Origin of the sequence: Lysobacter antibioticus HS124, assembly GCF_000336385.2 — a bacterium.
GTDB lineage: Bacteria > Pseudomonadota > Gammaproteobacteria > Xanthomonadales > Xanthomonadaceae > Lysobacter > Lysobacter firmicutimachus.
Genome location: NZ_HG424470.1, coordinates 50,292 through 69,773, shown reverse-complemented (window position 1 = coordinate 69,773; position 19,482 = coordinate 50,292). Strand labels below are relative to the sequence as shown.

13 protein-coding genes and 1 pseudogene are annotated in these 19,482 nt (G+C 70.5%); 13 read left to right on the top strand and 1 reads right to left on the bottom strand.

Features of this window, described 5'->3' with window-relative positions:
* Positions 1-858 (bottom strand): annotated as a pseudogene (locus TX83_RS06885) (hypothetical protein); the annotation flags it as partial.
* A 775-nt stretch (positions 859-1,633) separates the two neighbouring features.
* On the opposite strand from TX83_RS06885, the gene thrA reads away from it, so the two are divergent.
* From thrA to leuB, 13 genes are all read left to right on the top strand, one after another.
* Positions 1,634-4,210 carry a bifunctional aspartate kinase/homoserine dehydrogenase I gene (thrA, locus tag TX83_RS06880; RefSeq protein WP_079248092.1) on the top strand — a complete coding sequence of 859 codons (2,577 nt, stop codon included), beginning with the start codon at positions 1,634-1,636 and terminating at the stop codon, positions 4,208-4,210.
* Positions 4,211-4,218: 8 nt separating this feature from the next.
* Positions 4,219-5,184, top strand: coding sequence for a homoserine kinase (locus TX83_RS06875; protein WP_075575035.1), 966 nt, complete (start codon positions 4,219-4,221; stop codon positions 5,182-5,184).
* A gap of 181 nt (positions 5,185-5,365) precedes the next feature.
* Positions 5,366-6,664, top strand: a complete 1,299-nt coding sequence (gene thrC, locus TX83_RS06870) for a threonine synthase (RefSeq protein WP_064747194.1) — start codon at positions 5,366-5,368, stop codon at positions 6,662-6,664.
* A gap of 680 nt (positions 6,665-7,344) precedes the next feature.
* Complete coding sequence (locus TX83_RS06865; protein ID WP_064747200.1) at positions 7,345-9,078, top strand: dihydroxy-acid dehydratase; 1,734 nt, start codon at positions 7,345-7,347, stop codon at positions 9,076-9,078.
* Positions 9,079-9,132: 54 nt separating this feature from the next.
* Entirely contained in the window at positions 9,133-10,161 is a 1,029-nt protein-coding gene (gene ilvC / locus TX83_RS06860; protein ID WP_064747193.1) for a ketol-acid reductoisomerase, read from the top strand.
* Positions 10,161-11,930 carry an acetolactate synthase 2 catalytic subunit gene (ilvG, locus tag TX83_RS06855; RefSeq protein ID WP_064747192.1) on the top strand — a complete coding sequence of 590 codons (1,770 nt, stop codon included), beginning with the start codon at positions 10,161-10,163 and terminating at the stop codon, positions 11,928-11,930. Before ilvC ends, ilvG begins: the two co-directional genes overlap by 1 nt.
* The gene (locus TX83_RS06850; RefSeq protein ID WP_064747191.1) at positions 11,914-12,150 is read left to right on the top strand and encodes an ACT domain-containing protein; all 237 of its coding nucleotides are present in this window, start codon (positions 11,914-11,916) and stop codon (positions 12,148-12,150) included. The genes ilvG and TX83_RS06850 overlap by 17 nt, the downstream gene beginning before the upstream one ends.
* 185 nt (positions 12,151-12,335) lie before the next feature.
* Positions 12,336-13,196, top strand: a complete 861-nt coding sequence (locus TX83_RS06845) for an aminotransferase class IV (RefSeq protein WP_064747190.1) — start codon at positions 12,336-12,338, stop codon at positions 13,194-13,196.
* 3 nt (positions 13,197-13,199) lie between these two features.
* The gene (locus TX83_RS06840) at positions 13,200-14,363 is read left to right on the top strand and encodes a threonine dehydratase (protein ID WP_079248090.1); all 1,164 of its coding nucleotides are present in this window, start codon (positions 13,200-13,202) and stop codon (positions 14,361-14,363) included.
* 5 nt (positions 14,364-14,368) lie between these two features.
* Positions 14,369-15,967 carry a 2-isopropylmalate synthase gene (locus TX83_RS06835; protein ID WP_064747189.1) on the top strand — a complete coding sequence of 533 codons (1,599 nt, stop codon included), beginning with the start codon at positions 14,369-14,371 and terminating at the stop codon, positions 15,965-15,967.
* Positions 15,968-16,047: 80 nt separating this feature from the next.
* Positions 16,048-17,496, top strand: coding sequence for a 3-isopropylmalate dehydratase large subunit (leuC, locus tag TX83_RS06830; RefSeq protein ID WP_064747188.1), 1,449 nt, complete (start codon positions 16,048-16,050; stop codon positions 17,494-17,496).
* On the top strand, positions 17,496-18,146 hold the full coding sequence (leuD, locus tag TX83_RS06825; RefSeq protein ID WP_064747187.1) for a 3-isopropylmalate dehydratase small subunit: 651 nt from the start codon (positions 17,496-17,498) through the stop codon (positions 18,144-18,146). The genes leuC and leuD overlap by 1 nt, the downstream gene beginning before the upstream one ends.
* Positions 18,136-19,224 carry a 3-isopropylmalate dehydrogenase gene (gene leuB, locus TX83_RS06820; protein ID WP_064747186.1) on the top strand — a complete coding sequence of 363 codons (1,089 nt, stop codon included), beginning with the start codon at positions 18,136-18,138 and terminating at the stop codon, positions 19,222-19,224. Before leuD ends, leuB begins: the two co-directional genes overlap by 11 nt.
* The last annotated feature ends 258 nt before the right edge of the window (positions 19,225-19,482 follow it).

The following is a 19,482-nucleotide window of genomic DNA, read 5'->3' as shown; positions in this document are numbered from 1 at the left end:
CGCCCAACCGCCGCTGTGCACGACCTCGGCGAAACACGAGGAATGGCGCTTGAATGAACCCGACGCCGACGAGGACACCCACACGTTGCTCTGGTTGCTGCCCCAGCCGCCGCCGAGCGACATGTCCAGCGACGACATCGGGTAATTGCCCGAGCCGGTGTTGGTGTGCGCGCCGCCGACGTGCCAGCGCTGGCCGCGCGGATACGGGAACTGCAGGAAGCCGTTCGGCGGGCCGGCGAGCGCGGCGACGTCGCCCTGCGCGGCGAAGCGCGGCGACGGCGCCTTGGCCTTGCGCGGTTCGTTGAACAGGCGGCCGTAGACCAGTTGGAACTGGCCGTCGCCGAGCAGCGCGGCATTGGCTTCGTTCTCGCCCGACTGCGCGTACAGCGCCTGCAGCGGATTGGCCCGCGCCAGCGGCATCGGTCCCTTCGCCGCGAGATCGGCGTCTTCGCGTTCGTACAACGCCTGACGCAGCGCCAGCGCGACCTCGCGGGTCTGGCCGTTGAAGTCGCCGGCCTGGGCCAGCTTGCCGAACGGACGCCGCAGCGCATCGCGGCTGGCCTGCTTGCGGCTGACCGCGCCGCTCTGCTGTTCCATCAACGCGATCAACACCTTCGGGCTGATCGCGCTGTAGCCGGCCCAATGCGAAATCGTTTCGGCATACGGCCGCAGGTGCGGCGCGTGCTTGTCCAGGTAGCGCTCGATGTCGAAATCGAACATCTCGTCGTAGGAATACACCAGGTCGCGGCTGTTCAAGCCGCCCGCATCGGCGCGTTCGCCCGCCGCCGCAGCGCCGCCGAGCGCCGCCAGCACGCCGCCGGCGAGCACCGCACAACCCACTTTGGAAATTCGCTTCATGTCGCCCTCTTCGCTGATGGATGTAGGCGACTGCGCGCGTACCTCAGCGCACGGACAACGCTCGCTTCCGCCGCCCTGAAGAACGCGAGCGGCCCGACTCTGCCCGCTGTCGTGCGCCGATGCCGCGCGATTGACGCGTCGCGTCTAGTCGCGAATGCGATGGCTTCGACGCTTTGGTTATTCCAATCGGCGCGATGCGCCGCAGCCCGGGAATACGCGAAACAGCCGAGGTATGGAGTGAGACGCAAGACCTTGCAAAAGCACACCTGTTCGCTCGCCATGGGCGACGCATCGCCTGCGTCGCCCGCGTTTGCTGCAACGCATGACGAATCCGCGTGAACCGCGATCCCGGCCGCCGCGCATTTGCGGCCGCGGGGCGGCCACCTCGAAGCGGGGCGACCGGCGTCGCCGCACGCGCGTTGCGCAGCGCCTGCGGCTGATCGCGCGGGCGAGCGCCGCCCCTCGCCCCGGCCCGGCGGGCGGACGACCGTCCGCCGGAAACCCGCGCGCCCCCTCTTGACGCGCCGCACAACGCCGGGTTATTGCTAGCCCCATGCACCCCGCCATCGCCCTCGTCCGCCACGCCTCGACCCGGTCCGCCGGCTCGTCGTCGTGCGCGTCGATGTCGATTACCACCACCGGTACCGGTACCACCTCGCCAGGGGTGCGGACGGGCGTGTCCAGGTAAACCACCACGCCGCTCCGCACCCGACCAGGGTGCGGGCTGGCAGCCTGAACCCGGAACCGGACGCGGAGCTCCACCAGGAGCCTCCCCATGTCGTCCGCCCTCTCCCAAGCCGCACTCGAATCCCCCGCGCTCGATCGCGACGCCGATGCGTCCGCGCCGGACGCCTCCGATCCCGACGCCTGTCTATCCGGGCCCATCGCCCGTCCGGCGCCGCTGCCGCAGCGCCATGCGCATAAATTCGGCGGCAGCAGCCTGGCCGATGCGGACCGCTATCGGGTTGCGGTCGGCCTGCTCGACGACGGCGCGCCGCAGCGGCTGGCGGTGGTCTCGGCCATGCAGGGCGTCACCGACGCGCTGGTCGCCCTGACCGCCGCCGCACGCGCGGGCCAGGACTGGGCGCCGGCCTGGTCGGCGCTGCGCAAGCGCCATGTCGAAACCGCCGATTCGCTGGACCCGCACCGCCGCCACGGCACGCGCGAGGCGATCGAGGCCGAGTGCGAAGGCCTGCGCCAAGCGCTGGAACGGCTGGCCGCGCAGGACGACGCCGCACTCGCCGCAGCCCTGCCCGGTCTCGGCGAAGTGCTGTCCTCGTACCTGATCCTGGCCGCCCTTGGCGGCGCGGCGGCGGGGTGGAGCCGGCTGGACGCGCGCGAAGTGCTGGTGGTGCACCCGGGCGAGATGGGCGTGGGCGTGGACTGGGCCGCGAGCCGCGAACGCTTGGCCGATTGGCGCCGCCGTCACGACGACCGCCACGTGGTGATCACCGGCTTCGTCGCCCGCGACGCGCAGGGGCAGGACACCACGCTAGGCCGCAACGGCAGCGACTTCTCCGCGGCGATCTTCGCCAACCTGTTCGACGCCGACGCGCTGACCATCTGGACCGACGTCGACGGCGTGCTCTCGGCCGACCCGCGGCTGGTGCCGGATGCGGTCTGCCTGCCGTCGATGTCCTATGCCGAAGCCTGCGAACTGGCCTACTTCGGCGCCAAGGTATTGCACCCGCAGACGCTGGCGCCGGTGCAGCAGCGCGGCATCCCGCTGCGCATCCGCAACACCCGCAATCCGCAGGCGCCCGGCACCTTGATCAGCCTGCACAGCCAACCCGACGCGGTGCCGGTCAAAGGCCTGAGCCTGGTCCACAACCTGGCCGTGCTGGAACTGGTCGGCAACGGCATGGTCGGCGTGCCCGGCACCGCCGAACGGCTGTTCGGCGCGCTGCGCGGCGCCGGCGTGTCGGTGACGATGATTTCGCAGGGCTCGTCCGAGCATTCGATCTGTTGCGCGGTGCGCGCCGATCAGGCCGAACGCGGCCGCGCGGCGATCCTGGCCGCGTTCGCCGATGCGATGGCCGACGGTCAGGCGCAGGACGTCACGGTCACCCCCGACGTATGCGTGCTGGCCGCGGTCGGCGACGGCATGGTCGGCCTGCCCGGCGTCGCCGCGCAGTTGTTCGACGCCCTGGCCAAGGCGCGGGTGAACCTGCGTGCGATCGCTCAGGGCGCCGGCGAGCGCAATATCTCGGTGGCGATCGCCGCGCGCGACGCGACCCGCGCCCTGCGCGCCGCGCATTCGGCGTTCTGGCTGTCGCCGCACTGCATCTCGATCGGTTTGATCGGCCCCGGCAAGGTCGGCCGCGCCCTGCTCGCCCAGCTCGCCGCCGCGCAGCCGCGCTTCCAGCGCAACTCGCGCCTGGACCTGCGCTTGCGCGCGCTCGCCGACAGCCGGCGCATGCATCTGGCGCCGCGCGCGCTGGCGTTCGAGGACGGCGCCGCGGCCTTGTCCGAAGAGCACGAAGCGCTGGACTTGGAGCGGTTCGCCGAGCACGTGCGCGCCGAGCACATTCCGCATGCGCTGATCGTCGACTGCAGCGGCAGCGACGCGGTCGCCGCGCATTACCCGCAGTGGATCGCCGCCGGCATCCACGTGGTGACGCCGAGCAAACACGCCGGCGCCGGCCCGCTGGAGCGCTATCAGGCGATCCGCGAAGCCTCGCGCAACGGCGGCCAGTTCCGCTACGAGGCCACGGTCGGCGCCGGCCTGCCGGTGATCCAGACCCTGCGTTCGCTGCTCGACACCGGCGACGAACTGACCGAAGTCGAGGGCATTCTGTCCGGCACCCTGGCCTGGCTGTTCAACCGTTACGACGGCCGCACCGCGTTCTCCGAACTGGTGCGCGAGGCGCACGCACTGGGCTATACCGAACCCGATCCGCGCGACGATCTGTCCGGCACCGACGTCGCGCGCAAGCTGGTGATCCTCGCCCGCGAAGCCGGCCGCGCCTTGTCGCTGGAGCAGATCGAGGTCGAAAGCCTGGTGCCCGAGGCGCTGCGCGAGGTATCGAAAGAGGAATTCTTCGAACGCCTGCACGAACTCGACGCGCCGCTGCAGCAGCGCTTCGACACCGCCCGCGCCGCCGGGCTGAGCCTGCGCTATCTGGCCCGGCTGGACCGCGCCGGTCGCGCCAGCGTCGGCGTGGTCTCGCCGCCGCCGGGGCATGCGGCTTTGCACGGCGCGCTGACCGACAACCTGATCCAGTTCCGCACCCTGCGTTACGCGGATAATCCGCTGGTGGTGCAAGGACCGGGCGCCGGCCCGGACGTTACCGCCGCCGGCGTGTTCGGCGACCTGCTGACGATCGCGCAAGCTTTGGGAGCCCGTGCATGAGCGCTGCTATGTCTTCACCCGCCGCCGAACCGTCCGCGTCCGCGGCGCGGCAGGCGCGGGCCTTCGCCCCGGCCAGCGTCGGCAACATCGGCGTCGGCTTCGACGTGCTCGGCCATTCCATCGCCGGCCCGCGCGACGTGGCGACGGTGCGGCGCATCGACGAGCCGACGGTGCGGATTCGCGCGATCCGCGGCGAGGTGCCGGGCGCGGATGCATTGCCGCTGGAGGCGGCGCGCAACACCGCCGGACAGGCGCTGATCTGCCTGCGCGAAAAGCTCGGCCTGGACTACGGCTTCGAACTCGAACTCGACAAGGGCATTCCGCTCGGCTCCGGCCTCGGCGGCTCGGCCGCGTCCTGCGTCGCTGCGCTGGTCGCCGCCAATGCCTTGCTCGACCGGCCGCTGTCGCGCGAAGCGCTGTACGAATTCGCCCTCGACGGCGAGTCGGTGTCCAGCGGCAGCCGCCACGGCGACAACGTCGCGCCGATGCTGCTCGGCGGCGTGGTGATGGCGACTTCGACCAAGATGATTGCGCTGAGCGTGCCCTCGTTCCTGCATGCGGTGGTGGTGCATCCCGATCAGGTGCTGGAAACCCGGCGCGCGCGCGCGGTACTGGCCGAGCCTTATCCGTTGGCGCAGGTGGTCAGGCAGAGCGCGCATCTGGCGCTGTTCCTCACCGGCCTGCAACGCGGCGACGTCGAGTTGTTGCGCGAAGGCCTGGTCGACCTGTTGGTGGAACCGCGCCGCGCGCCGCTGATCCCGGGCTTCGCCGAAGTCAAAGCCGCCGCACTGGCCCAGGACGCGCTCGGCGCCAGCATTTCCGGCGCCGGTCCGAGTTGCTTCGCCTGGTTCGCATCGGAGGCGCAGGCGCAGGCCGCCGCCGCGGCGATGCGCGCGGCGTTCGCCGCCGCCGGTTTTGATTCGCGCGCCTATGTCGGGCCGGTGGCGGGGCCGCGGGCGGAGGTGATCGGGTAGGCAGAGCAAAGGCCAATCCCCCCTGCCCCCTTTTTCAAAAGGGGGGAACAGCAAAGGCTACGGACCAGAGCCTCGGCATCTACCTAATTCAACCTGCTTGTCTTCCCCCTTTTAAAAAGGGGGGGACCGAGGGGGATTTGCTCTCCCCGCAAGCACCCACGGCCCCATCACCGGACTCCGCATGAACTTCCTCAGCACCCGCGGCCGCACCGCCCCGACCCCGATCGACGCCGCCCTTGCCGCCGGTCTCGCGCCCGACGGCGGGCTCTACGTTCCCGAAGGCATTCCCGCACTGGACCAGCCACTCGCCGCCGAGCGCCTGCCCGACACCGCGCATGCGCTGCTCGCGCCCTACTTCGAACAGTCGTCGCTGCGCGAACGGCTCGGCGAGATCTGCGCGCAAGCGTTCTCGTTCGATGCGCCGCTGCGCCCGCTGGCCGGCGCCGACGACTGGCTGCTGGAGCTGTTCCACGGCCCCACCGCGGCGTTCAAGGACTACGCCGCGCGCTTCCTCGCCGGTGCCCTGGCCGGCCTGCGCCGGGACGGCGACGCGCCGACCACGATCCTGGTCGCGACCTCGGGCGATACCGGCGCCGCGGTCGCCGCCGCTTTCCACCGCCGGCCCGGCTTCGAAGTGGTGATCCTGTATCCCGACGGCCGGGTCTCGCCGCGTCAGGCCCATGGCCTGGGTTGCTGGGGCGACAATGTGCGCGCGCTGCGCGTGGACGGCGATTTCGACGCCTGCCAACGCCTGGTCAAGCAGGCCCTGGCCGACGAAGTGCTGCGCACGCGGTTGCCGCTGAGTTCGGCCAACAGCATCAGCCTGGGCCGGCTGCTGCCGCAAGCCGCCTACTACGCCCACGCCGCCGGCCGGCATTACGCGCAGCGCGGCGAGCCGCTCAACTTCATCGTCCCCACCGGCAATCTCGGCAACGCCTGCGCCGCCTTCGTCGCCCGCCGCATGGGCCTGCCGATCGGCGAAATCGCGCTGGCCACCAACGCCAACGACACCTTGCCGCGCTATTTCGCCGGTGCCGACTACGCCGCCCAAGCGACCCGCGCCACCCTGGCCAACGCCATGGACGTCGGCGCGCCGAGCAACTTCGAGCGCCTGCGCCACTGGCACCGCGACGACGCCGAACTGCGCGCGGCAGTGCGCGCAGTCGGGGTCGACGACGACACCATCCGCGCCACGATCGCCGCGGCGCCGCAACGCCATGGCGTGGTCCCCTGTCCACACACCGCGACCGGCCTGCGCTTGCTCGAGACCCTGCGCGCGCAGGGCGACGAACGGCCGTGGGCGGTGGTCGCGACCGCGCATCCGGCCAAGTTCGACGGCATCGTCGAGCCGCTGGTCGGGCATGCGGTGGAACCGCCGCCGGCATTGGCCGCATCGCTGGCGCGGCCTGCCTCGGCCGAGCCGCTGGCGGCGAACTACGCCGCATTGCGCGATCGCCTGCTCGCCACCGCCTGGGCCTGAGCGGCCCAGCGGAGGAGCGGGTTGGGCCACCGGCTTAACCCGCCCGATCCCTTTAGCGGTGCTCCATCGTCGCTTTCGCGATCGCTGGGCCGCCCGGCACACACGCGGCAAGCGGCTGAACGCACTGAACGCACTGAACGCAAGCAATGCTGCGATGTTGCAACGCGAGCGGCGAGTTGCCGGCCTTTTTCTCCTGGAAGCACACTAGTTTCGGATCTACTCAGCGCGAACGTGCCAGGAATGAAGGGGGCCTAGCCTTAGCGGCCCCTTTCGTTCCCAGGTTCCCTGTGACTGCTCGCACGCCCCGCGATGGTTTTCCAAGAAACTATTGACAAGCCGCGAACGGGCATGTTCTTCTCGTTCGCATGACGCAGCGCAGCACTCACTCGCAGACGACTTCGCTCCGGGCCGCCCAGGCCTCGAACGGCGCCGCGCGCGTTGCGCTCAAGGTCGCGCCCGCGATCGCCACGATTATTCTCGTCCTCGTACTTATTACCTCGCTTACCAGCGCGGGAGTCGGGTTCGTGTAGCAAAACCACACAACCCAAGGTCGAAAGAACCTCGAACCCCGCGCCCCAAAGGCGCGGGGTTTTTCGTTTTACGGCCCTGGGTTCCTGCAAACGCCGCACGCGGATCGTGCGGACACGCGCCACGGACGCGCAACACAGGAACCGTTGTACGTGAGAAGCAACGCCATCAAGCAAGGCCCGGCCCGAGCCCCCGCGCGCGCGATGCTGCGCGCCACCGGCCTGGACGACGCGGCCATCGCCAGACCGCTGGTCGCCGTGGTCCACACCTGGTCCGACGTGTCGCCGTGCAACATCACCCTGCGCGATCTGGCCCAGCACGTGCGCCGCGGCGTGCACGACGGCGGCGGCACGCCGATCGAGTTCAACACCATCGCCGTCACCGACGGCATCGCCATGGGCAGCGACGGCATGCGCGCTTCGCTGGCCTCGCGCGAGACCATCGCCGATTCGATCGAACTGGCCGTGTCCGGCCACTGCCTGGACGCGATGGTGCTGCTGGTCGGCTGCGACAAGACCATCCCGGCCGCGGCGATGGCCGCCGCGCGCCTGGATATCCCGACCGTGATCCTCTACGGCGGCACGATCATGCCGGGGCATTGCCCGTCCAAGCGCGGCACCGGCGAGGACAAGCCGCTGACCGTGCAGGACGTGTTCGAAGCGGTCGGCGCGCACTCGGCCGGGCGCATCGACGACGCCGAACTGCACCGCATCGAAGCCCATGCCTGTCCCGGCGCCGGCGCCTGCGGCGGCCAGTTCACCGCCAACACCATGGCCATGGTGCTGACCTTCCTCGGCCTGTCGCCGCTGGGCCTGAACGACATTCCGGCGATCCACGCCGACAAGCCCGAAGCCGCACGCGCCTGCGGCGAGATGGTGATGCAACGCCTGCGCGACGGCCGGCCGGGACCGCGCGAACTGCTCTCTCCCCAGGCGCTGCGCAACGCCGCGCGCGCGGTCTCGGCCACCGCCGGCTCGACCAATGCCGCCCTGCACCTGCTGGCGATCGCCCACGAAGCCGGCGTCGCTTTCGACCTGGAAGAGTTCGAAGCCGCCGCGCACACGCCGGTGATCGCCGACCTGAAACCGGGCGGCCGCTACACCGCCGCGGAAATGTTCGAATTCGGCGGTGCGGCACTGGTGGCGCGCGAACTCAAGGCGGCCGGTCTGATCGAGGACATTCCCACGGTCACCGGCCGTTCCTTTTTCCAGGAGCTGGCGCAGGCGCGGATGAGCGATGCGCAGGACGTGGTGCGTCCGGTCGCCGACCCGATCAAGCCGCGCGGCGGCTACTCGATCATCTACGGCAACCTGGCGCCGGACGGCTGCATTCTGAAACTGGCCGGCCACGGCCGCGAGCATTTCGCCGGTCCGGCGCGGGTGTTCGATTCCGAAGAAGCCGCGTTCGCCGCGGTCCAGGCGCGGCAGATCCATGCCGGCGACGTGGTCGTGATCCGCTTCGAAGGCCCGACCGGCGGTCCGGGCATGCGCGAGATGCTGGCGGTCACCGCGGCCCTGGTCGGCCAAGGGCTGAGCAACGACGTCGCCCTGATCACCGACGGCCGCTTCAGCGGCGCGACCCACGGCTTCATGGTCGGCCACATCTCGCCGGAGGCCGCGCACGGCGGCCCGATCGCGCGGCTGCGCGAAGGCGACGTGGTCAGCATCGACGTCAAGACCCGCACCCTCAACGTCGCCGCCGACCTGGCCGCGCGCGAACCGGCGCGGATGGCGCCGCGCGTGACCACCGGCGCGCTGGCCAAGTACGCGCGGCTGGTCGGCTCGGCCTCGCGCGGCGCGGTCACCGCGCCCGGCCCGTTGCAATCGCCGGCGACGAAAAAGATCGACGCGGCGTTGATCGACAACGCCGTCCCCGAACCCGCCTGACGCAACTCGTTCCTCTCCCCTCGCTCCTCTCCACTCACTTCTCCCGAGACCACCATGACCACCAGCACCGCCTCCCGCCCCAAGATCGCCATCGTCGGCTACGGCAGCCAGGGCCGCGCTCATGCGCTGAACCTGCGCGACTCCGGCTTCGACGTCACCGTAGGCCTGCGCCCGGGCGGCCCGACCGAGATCAAGGCCAAGGCCGACGGTTTCGCCGTCGCCACGCCGGCCGAAGCGGTCGCCGCCGCCGACCTGGTCGCAGTGCTGACCCCGGACATGGTCCAACCGCAGCTGTACCGCGACGTCATCGAACCGAACATCCGCCAGGGCGCCTGCCTGCTGTTCGCGCACGGCTTCAACGTCCACTACGGCCAGATCGCGCCGCGCGCCGACCTCGACGTGGTCCTGGTGGCGCCCAAGGGTCCGGGCGCGCTGGTCCGCCGCGAGTACGAAATCGGCCGCGGCGTGCCCAGCGTCTACGCCGTGCACCAGGACAAGAGCGGCCGCGCCGAGGAGTTCGCCCTGACTTACTGCGCCGGCATCGGCGGCGCGCGCCAGAACGCGATCAAGACCACCTTCAAGGAAGAGACCGAGACCGACCTGTTCGGCGAGCAGGCGGTGCTGTGCGGCGGCGCGACCAAGCTGGTCCAGGCCGGCTGGGAAACCCTGGTCGAAGCCGGCTACCAGCCGGAAGTCGCGTACTACGAGTGCCTGCACGAACTGAAGCTGATCGTCGACCTGTTCTACGAAGGCGGCGTGACCCGCATGCACGAATTCATCAGCGAGACCGCGCAGTACGGTGCGCTGACTCGCGGCCCCTACGTGGTCGACGACAACACCAAGGCGCAGATGCGCAAGGTCCTGGCCGAAATCCAGGACGGCACCTTCGCCAAGCAGTGGATCGCCGAATACGCCGCCGGCAACGCCCACTACAAGGCGCTCAAGCAGGGCGACCTGGAGCATCCGATCGAGGCGGTCGGCAAGAAGCTGCGCGCCAACATGAAGTGGCTGGACACCGCGCCCAAGGCGCAGCCCGCCGCTCCTGCCGCGACCCGCGGCGAACGACAGGAAGAGGCCGCCTGATGAACGGTGCCCGCTGGCTGGTGCAAGCACTGGCCGCAGAAGGCGTGGACACGCTGTTCGGTTATCCGGGCGGCACCATCATGCCTTTCTACGATGCCCTGCACGGGTCGGACCTCAAGCATGTGCTGGTCCGTCACGAGCAAGGCGCGGCTTTCGCGGCCAACGGCTATGCCCGTGCCAGCGGGCGAGTCGGCGTCTGCGTAGCCACGTCCGGTCCGGGCGCTTCCAACCTGGTCACCGGCATCGCCGACGCGATGCTGGACTCGGTGCCGATGGTCGCCATCACCGGCCAGGTCGCGACCACGCTGATGGGCACCGATGCGTTCCAGGAGCTGGACGTGTTCGGCATGACCCTGCCGATCGTCAAGCACAGCTTCCTGGTGCGCAGCGTCGACGAGCTGCCGCGGACGGTCGCCGAGGCGTTCCGCCTGGCCCGTTCCGGCCGCCCCGGCCCGGTGCTGATCGATCTGCCCAAGGACGTGCAGAACGCCGACGCCTCGCATCTGGCCGCGCACGCGCCGCTGCCGGTCGACCCGGTGCCGCGCGCGCCGGACGCGGCCTACCACGAAGCCGCGGCGCTGATCGCGCACGCGCGCAAGCCGCTGATCTACGGCGGCGGCGGCATCGCCCTGGGCGGCGCGGTCGAATCGTTCCGCGCCTTCGTCGAAGGCAGCCAGATTCCGGCGGTGCTGACCCTGAAAGGCCTGGGCGCGCTGCCGGCCGAACACGCGCTGAATCTGGGCATGCTGGGCATGCACGGCAACCGCGCCGCCAATCTGTCGGTGCAGGAATGCGATCTGCTGATCGTGGTCGGGGCGCGCTTCGACGACCGCGCCACCGGCAAGCTGGCCGAATTCGCGCCCAACGCGCGGGTCGTGCACATGGACCTGGACGCCTGCGAGATCGGCAAGCTGCGCTACGCCGACGCCGCGGTGCAGGGCGACCTGCGTCGTTCGCTGGACGCGCTGACAGCGCCGGTCACCGCCCAGTTGCAGGGCCGCAACGGCGGCGCCCGCCGCGCCTGGCGCGACACCTGCCTGCAGCGCAAGCGCGATTGCGCGCCGCGCTACGACGCGCCCGGCGAAAGCGTGTACGCGCCGGCGCTGCTCAAACGCCTGTCGGAACTGGCGCCGGAGGCGGTGGTCGCCTGCGACGTCGGCCAGCACCAGATGTGGGTCGCCCAGCACTGGCGCTTCGACGACCCGCGCAAGCACTTGACCAGCGGCGGCCTGGGCGCGATGGGCTTCGGCGTGCCGGCGGCGATGGGCGCGCAGCTCGCCCATGCCGACGGAGGCGAGCCGGAAGCGCGGGTGATCTGCGTCAGCGGCGACGGCTCGTTCCTGATGAACGTGCAGGAGCTGGCGACCATCGCCCGCTACCGCCTGCCGGTGAAGATCGTCCTGCTCGACAACCAGGCCCTGGGCATGGTGCGGCAATGGCAGGAGCTGTTCTTCGAACGCCGCTATTCCGAAATCGATCTGTCCGACAACCCGGACTTCTGCGCCCTGGCCGCCGCATTCGGGGTCAAGGCGATGTACGTCGACCGCGCCGACTCGGTCGACGAGGCCCTGGCCTACATGCTGGAAACCCCGGGCCCGGTGCTGCTGCACGTCGCCATCGACCAGGCCGCCAACGTCTGGCCGCTGGTGCCGCCGAACCACAACAACGCCCAGATGCTCGATCCCGAAGCGGCCGACGCCGACGCGATCGTCAGTCTGAGCCCCACCACCCCCAACGCGACGGAGGACGCCCATGCGATACCAGCTTGATCTGACCCTGCGCCAGGCCGAAGGCGCGCTGGCTCGCGTACTGGGCGCCGCCGAGCGCCGCGGCTTCCGTCCGCTGTCGGTGGACGGCGAAGCGCAACCCGACGGCGATCGCTGGCACCTGCGCATGACGGTGGAGGGCGATCGCGCCGACACCGCGCTGCAGACCCAGCTCGCCAAGCTCTACGACTGTCTTGCCGTTGAGGTTTCCCCATGCACCTGACCGCCGAAACCCTGGAACGTCCGGCCGCGGCCGAAAACCAATCGCCCGCGCAAGCCGCGGCTGCGACGCGCGAGCGCGCGTATGCGCCGGCGCGCAGCGAGGCGGCGCGCGCTGAAGTCGAGACGTCGGCCGCGGCTCGTAGTCCTGAGTCCCGCGCTCGTAGCGAAGTCCCGACTTCCCAGCGAATGCCGCTCATTTGGTTCGACGGCCGGTTCATCCCCGGCGACGCGCCGGAAGCGCCGCTGACCACCCACGCCATGCATTACGGCACCGCGGTGTTCGAAGGCATCCGCAGCTACGCCACCGTCGACGGCGGCGCGGCGGTGTTCCGCCTGCCCGAGCACATGGAGCGCATGCGCAAGGGCGCGGACATGTTCGGCATCGACTTCGACGTCGAGCGCGCCAGCCAGGCGACCCTGGCCACCCTGCGCGCCAACGGCCACCGCGACGCCTACATCCGCCCGCTGACCTGGATGGGCACGGGCAGCATCGGCCTGGACGTCGATCCGCTGAGCCAGCACTTGATGATCGCGACCCTGCCCAAGGTCGTGCATCTGGGCGGCGCGCGCACCCGCCTGACCGTGTCGCCGTGGAAGCGCAACCCGGCCACCTCGCTGCCGGCGCTCAAGCTCAGCGGCGCCTACGTCAATTCGATCCTGGCCAAGCGCGAAGCCAAGCAGCGCGGCTTCGACGAAGCCTTGTTCACCGACGACAAAGGCTATGTGGTCGAGTGCACCGGCGCCAATGTGTTCATGGTCAAGAACGGCGTGGTGACCTCGGTCGAACATCGCGACGCCCTGCCCGGCATCACCCGCGACACCATGATCGAGCTGTCCGGCGCGCAATCGCGCGAGGTCACCCTGCACGAGCTGCTCGACGCCGACGAAGTCTTCGTCTGCGGCACCGCCGCCGAGGCCACCCCGATCAGCGTGCTGGACCGCCGCGAATTCGGCGACAACCCGGTCACGCGCGAGCTGGCCGCCCTGTACGCACGCGTCGTGCGCGGCGAAGAGCCGCGCTACGCCGCCTGGCTGACCGCGGTCTGAGCCATGGATTGCGACGTAGCCAGCCTGGCCACGCTCAGCGCCGCCGACCTGTTGGCGGCGCAAGTGCGGCTGAGGCGTTATCTGGAGCCGACTCCGCTGCACCACGCCGAGCGCTTCGGCTGCTGGTTGAAACTGGAGAACCTGCAGCGCACCGGCTCCTACAAGGTGCGCGGCGCGCTCAACGCCCTGCTGGCCGGGCGCGAACGCGGCGATCATCGTCCGGTGATCGCCGCCTCGGCCGGCAATCATGCCCAGGGCCTGGCCTGGGCCGCGTATCGCCTGGGCATCCCCGCGATCACGGTCATGCCGCGCACCGCGCCGCAGACCAAGGTCGCCGGCGTCGCCCATTGGGGCGCCACCGTGCGCCTGCACGGCGACGGCTACGACGACGCCAAGGCCTTCGCCAAGGAACTGGCCGAGCAGCACGACTACCGGCTGCTGTCGGCCTTCGACGACCCCGACGTGATCGCCGGCCAGGGCACGATCGGCCTGGAACTGGCGGCCTTCCTGCCCGACGTGGTGCTGGTGCCGATCGGCGGCGGCGGCCTCGCCGCCGGCGTGGCGATGGCGTTGAAGTCGCAGCTGCTGGCGGGCGGCGCCGCCGGCCGCAAGGTGCGGGTGATCGGCGCCCAGGTCGAAGGCGTGGACTCGATGGCGCGCGCCCTGCGCGGCGACCGCCGCCTGCTCGAGCCGGCCGCGACCCTGGCCGACGGCGTGCGGGTCAAGGAGCCCGGCCGCCTGACCGAGCGCGTGCTCGGCGAAATGCTCGACGACGTGGTGATCGTGCGCGAAGCCGAGCTGCGCGAAACCCTGGTCCGGCTCGCGCTGGAAGAACACATCATCGCCGAGGGCGCCGGCGCCCTCGCCCTGGCCGCCGGTCGCCGCATCGTCGGCAAGCGCAAATGCGCGGTGGTGTCCGGCGGCAACGTCGACGCCGGGGTGCTGGCGCAGCTGCTGTCGGACGTGCGGCCGCGGCCGCCGCGGCGCCCGCGCCGGCGCAACCGCGAAGCGCTCGGTCGCGAAGCGGCCACCGTCGAGGCGGACATTTACAAGCTCGCCAATCTCGATCCCGCGATGCGACTTAGTCGGGGCCGCCGCGGCCCCGACTCCCGCCCCAGCGACGATGCCACGACTTCCAACCCGCGTTACGCCGTATTAGAGGATTGATTCCCATGAACGACACGTCCGGACCGGTAGTACCGACCGACGCGCCGCAACAACAGGTCACGATTTTCGACACCAGCCTGCGCGACGGCGAGCAGTCGCCGGGCTGCAGCATGACCGCCAGCCAGAAGCTGCGCTTCGCCCATGCCTTGTCCGAACTCGGCGTCGACGTGATCGAGGCCGGCTTTCCCGCCAGTTCCGAGGCCGACCTGGAAGGCACCCGGGCGATCGTGCGCGAAGTGCGCGGCTCGACCCTGGCGACCCTGGCCCGCTGCCACCCCGGCGATATCGAAGCCTGCGCGCGTGCCCTGGAAGGCGCGGCCAAGCCGCGTATCCACGTGTTCATCTCCACCAGCCCGCTGCACCGCCAGCACAAGCTCAACCTGGACAAGCAGCAGGTGACCGAGCGCGCGATCGCCGCGATCGAGCAGGCGCGCCGCTACGTCGACGACGTCGAGTTCTCCTGCGAGGACGCGCTGCGCACCGAGCACGATTATCTGGTCGAGATCTGCAGCGCCGCGGTCGCCGCCGGCGCGCGCACGCTGAATATTCCCGACACCGTCGGCTACACCACCCCGAGCGAGATCCGCGCCCTGTTCGAACACCTGCGCGGCAACGTGCGCGACGCCGACAAGGCGGTGTTCAGCGCCCACTGCCACAACGACCTGGGCCTGGCCGTGGCCAACAGCCTGGCCGCGATCGAAGGCGGCGCGCGCCAGGTCGAATGCACCATCAACGGCATCGGCGAACGCGCCGGCAACTGCGCGCTGGAAGAGCTGGTGATGGCGCTGCGGGTGCGCAACGCCTACTACAACGTCGGCACCCGCATCGACAGCCGCCGCCTGGTGCCGACCTCGCGCCTGCTGTCGCGCATCACCGGCATGGTGGTCCAGCGCAACAAGGCCATCGTCGGCCAGAACGCGTTCGCGCACGAATCGGGCATCCACCAGCACGGCATGCTCAAGCACCGTGGCACCTACGAGATCATGCACCCGGAGACCGTGGGCTGGGCGCAGTCGCAGATGGTCATGGGCCGCCACAGCGGCCGCGCCGCGCTGAGCGACCGCCTGCAGGCCTTGGGCTTCAGCCTGGACGAGGCGCGTTTGAACGCGGTGTTCGCCAGCTTCAAGGCGTTGGCTGAGAAGAAGCGCGAAGTGTTCGACGCCGACCTGGAGGCGCTGGTGCTCGGCGCCGACGCCAAGGCCGCGCGCGGCTACCGGCTGGTGCGCGCCCACGTCAGCACCGGCGTCGCCGACGGCAGCTTGCCGACCGCGAGCGTGCAGTTGGTCGAGCCCGACGGCGCCACGATCAGCGAAGCCGCGGTCGGCGACGGACCGGTGCACGCGCTGTTCGCCGCCCTGGCCCGCGCTACCGGCATCGCCCTGCGCATCGACAGCTACAACGTCTCCAGCGTGACCACCGGCGACGATGCCCAGGGGCAGGCCAGCGTGACCGCGCGCGTGGACGGGATCGAGCTGACCGGCTCCGGGACCAGCACCGACATCATCGAGGCCAGTGCGCTGGCCTGGCTGGAGTTGGCCAACCGCTTGCTGCGCACCCGTCAGCAAGCCGAGTCGCAGCCGCACAAGGTCGCCGCCACCGCCTGACCTGAGCCCTTCTCCCGCAACCGGGAGAAGGGACACCGAAGATCGAACCATTCAAGCCGAAAGCCATAGTCGCCCCCATCATGACTTCAGCCACCCAGCCCAGCACCCTGTTCGACAAACTGTGGGACGCCCACCTGGTCGCGCCCGAAAGCGAGGCCGCGCCCGCGGTGCTGTACATCGACCTGCACCTGATCCACGAGGTCACCTCGCCGCAGGCCTTCGCCGAACTCGAAGCGCGCGGCCTCACGCCGCGCCGCACCGATCTGACCAAGGGCACGCTCGACCATTCCACCCCGACCCTGCCCGCCGGCGCCGACGGCCGTCTGCCCTACTACACCGCCGAGGCCGAGCATCAGGTCGACACCCTGCGCCGCAACTGCGCGCGCCACGGCATCGAGCTGTTCGATTTCGACAGCGCCCATCGCGGCATCGTCCACGTGATCGGCCCGGAACTCGGTCTGACCCAGCCCGGCCAGACCATCGTCTGCGGCGACAGCCACACCGCCACCCACGGTGCGTTCGGCGCGCTGGCCTTCGGCATCGGCACCAGCGAAGTCGGCCACGTGCTGGCCACCCAATGCCTGCTGCAGCGCAAGCCCAAGACCCTGGCGATCAACATCGAAGGCGAGCTGGCCCCCGGCGTCGGCGCCAAGGACCTGATCCTGCACGTGATCGGCGAAATCGGCGTCAACGGCGGCACCGGCCACGTCATCGAGTACCGCGGCTCGACCGTGCGCGCGCTGTCGATGGACGAGCGCATGACGGTGTGCAACATGTCGATCGAGGCCGGCGCCCGCGCCGGCCTGATCGCGCCGGACCAGGTCACCTACGACTATCTGGCCAAGACCCCGCGCGCGCCGCGCGGCGCCGACTTCGAGCGCGCCGTGGCGCGTTGGAGCGAGTTCAAAACCGACCCAGGCGCACGCTTCGACCGCGAAGTGCATATCGATGCGTCCACGATCAAGCCGACCCTGACCTGGGGCACGCACCCGGGCCAAGTCGCCGCGGTCGACGCGGCGTTGCCGCAGGCCGGCGACGCCGACGAGGCCAAGGCCCTGGCCTACATGGGCTTCGAAGGCGGCAGCGCGCTGGCCGGGCGTCCGGTCGACGTGGTGTTCGTCGGCAGCTGCACCAACTCGCGCCTGTCCGACCTGCGCCAGGCCGCCGAGGTGCTGCGCGGCCGACACGTGCATCCGCGCGTGCGCATGCTGGTCGTGCCCGGCTCCGAGCAGGTCAAGCGCGATGCCGAGGCCGAGGGCCTGGACGCGGTGATCCGCGCCGCCGGCGCCGAGTGGCGCGAACCCGGTTGCTCGATGTGCATCGCCATGAACGGCGATCTGGTCGGCGCCGGTCAGTTGGCGGTATCGACCAGCAACCGCAATTTCGAGGGCCGCCAAGGCAAGGGTGCGCGCACTCTGCTGGCTTCGCCGCTGACCGCGGCGGCCTGCGCCGTCGCCGGACGGGTGGTCGACCCGCGCGATTACCTCGCCCATGCCGCCCAAGCCTCGGCCGTCCAGGAGGTCGCGTGATGTCCGCTTCCATCGCTTCTACCGACGCCGGCGCCGGCGCCGGCTTCGTCGAACTGGTCTCGCGCACCGTGGTGCTGCGCGAGCGCAACATCGACACCGACCAGATCATCCCGGCGCGCTTTCTGACCACCACCGAGCGCAAGGGCCTGGGCAAGTTCGCCTTCAACGACTGGCGCTACCTGGCCGACGGCTCGCCCAACCCGGCCTTCGAGTTCAACAAGCCCGCAAACGCCGGCGCCGCGATCCTGGTCGCCGGGCGCAATTTCGGCTGCGGCTCTTCGCGCGAACACGCGCCCTGGGCGCTGACCGACCTCGGCCTGCGCGCGGTGATCAGCAGCGAGATCGCCGACATCTTCCGCAGCAACTCGCTCAAGAACGGCCTGCTGCCGGTGGTGGTCGAGCAGGCGCTGCTCGACGAGCTGCTCGCCCGGCCGGGCATCGAGCTGCGCATCGACGTGCGCGAACGCCGCCTGCATCTGCCCGACGGGCGCTCGGTCGAGTTCCCGCTCGACGCCTTCGCCCAGACCTGCCTCATCGAGGGCGTCGACCAGCTCGGCTATCTGCTGCGCCAGCAGCAGGCGATCAATCACTACGAACAGCGCCGCGCCGCGGCGCAATCCCCATCCCAGGAGTCCTCCCATGCGCGCTGACATCGTCGTTCTGCCCGGCGACGGCATCGGTCCGGAAGTCACTGCCGCCGCGGTCGAAGTGCTGCGCGCGGTCGCCGCCCGCTACGGTCACCATTTCGAACTGCGCGAGCACGCGATCGGCGGCGCCGCGATCGACGCCAGCGGCGAGCCGCTGCCGGCGGCGACCCTGCAGGCCTGCCAGCGCGCCGACGCGGTGCTGCTGGGCGCGGTCGGCGGCCCCAAGTGGTCCGATCCGCAAGCCAAGGTCCGCCCCGAGCAAGGCCTGCTGGCGCTGCGCAAGGGGCTGGGCCTGTATGCCAACCTGCGCCCGGTGCAACCGCACGCCGCCACCCTCGGCGCGTCGCCGATCAAGCCGCACCTGCTGGCCGGGGTCGACCTGATGGTGGTGCGCGAGCTTACCGGCGGCATCTATTTCGGCCGCAAGCAACGCAGTCCCGACGCCGCCAGCGACCTGTGCGAGTACAGCGTGGCCGAGATCGAACGGGTCGTGCGCCGCGCCTGCGAACTCGCCCGCGGCCGCCGCAAGCACGTGGTCTCGGTCGACAAGGCCAACGTGCTGGAGACCTCGCGGTTGTGGCGCGAAGTCGCGGCAAAGGTGGCGCGCGAGGAATTCCCCGACGTGACCCTGGAGCATCAGCTGGTCGATTCGATGGCGATGCATCTGATCGCCAAGCCGCGCGCGTTCGACGTGATCGTCACCGAGAACATGTTCGGCGACATCCTCACCGACGAAGCCTCGATGCTGGCCGGTTCGCTGGGCCTGCTGCCCTCGGCCTCGCTCGGCGAAGGCAAGGTCGGTCTGTACGAACCGATCCACGGTTCGGCCCCGGACATCGCCGGCCGCGGCATCGCCAACCCCTGCGGCACCATCCTCAGCGCCGCGCTGCTGCTGCGCCATTCGCTGGGCCTGGAGGCCGAGGCCGAATGCGTCGAGCGTGCGGTCGCCGCGGTGCTGGAGGCCGGCACGCTGACCGCCGACCTGGCCCCGGCCGGCCGCGCCGCGACCACCGCCGAAGTCACCGCGGCGGTGTTGGCCCAGCTCGAGCTGCCGTGTCAGGTCGCCGAGCTGCGCGATTGAGCGCAGACGACGGGCGGATGCGATGAACGCACAGCCCATTCCGCTTCCCTGAACACGCCGTATCGAACACGCCGTATCGAACTCGCCGCGGGGCGCGGCCCGTGCCGCGTCCCGCGCAACGCAAGCGTCGCGCATTACAAAGAGGTCTCTCCGGCCCGTCCGTACCCTCCTTCCCGAAGCCGGGCGGCTTCGGGATTTTTTTGCCCGCGTCACAACCGCGCGATCGCGAACCCGTCACCCGCCGTTGATGTGAACCCA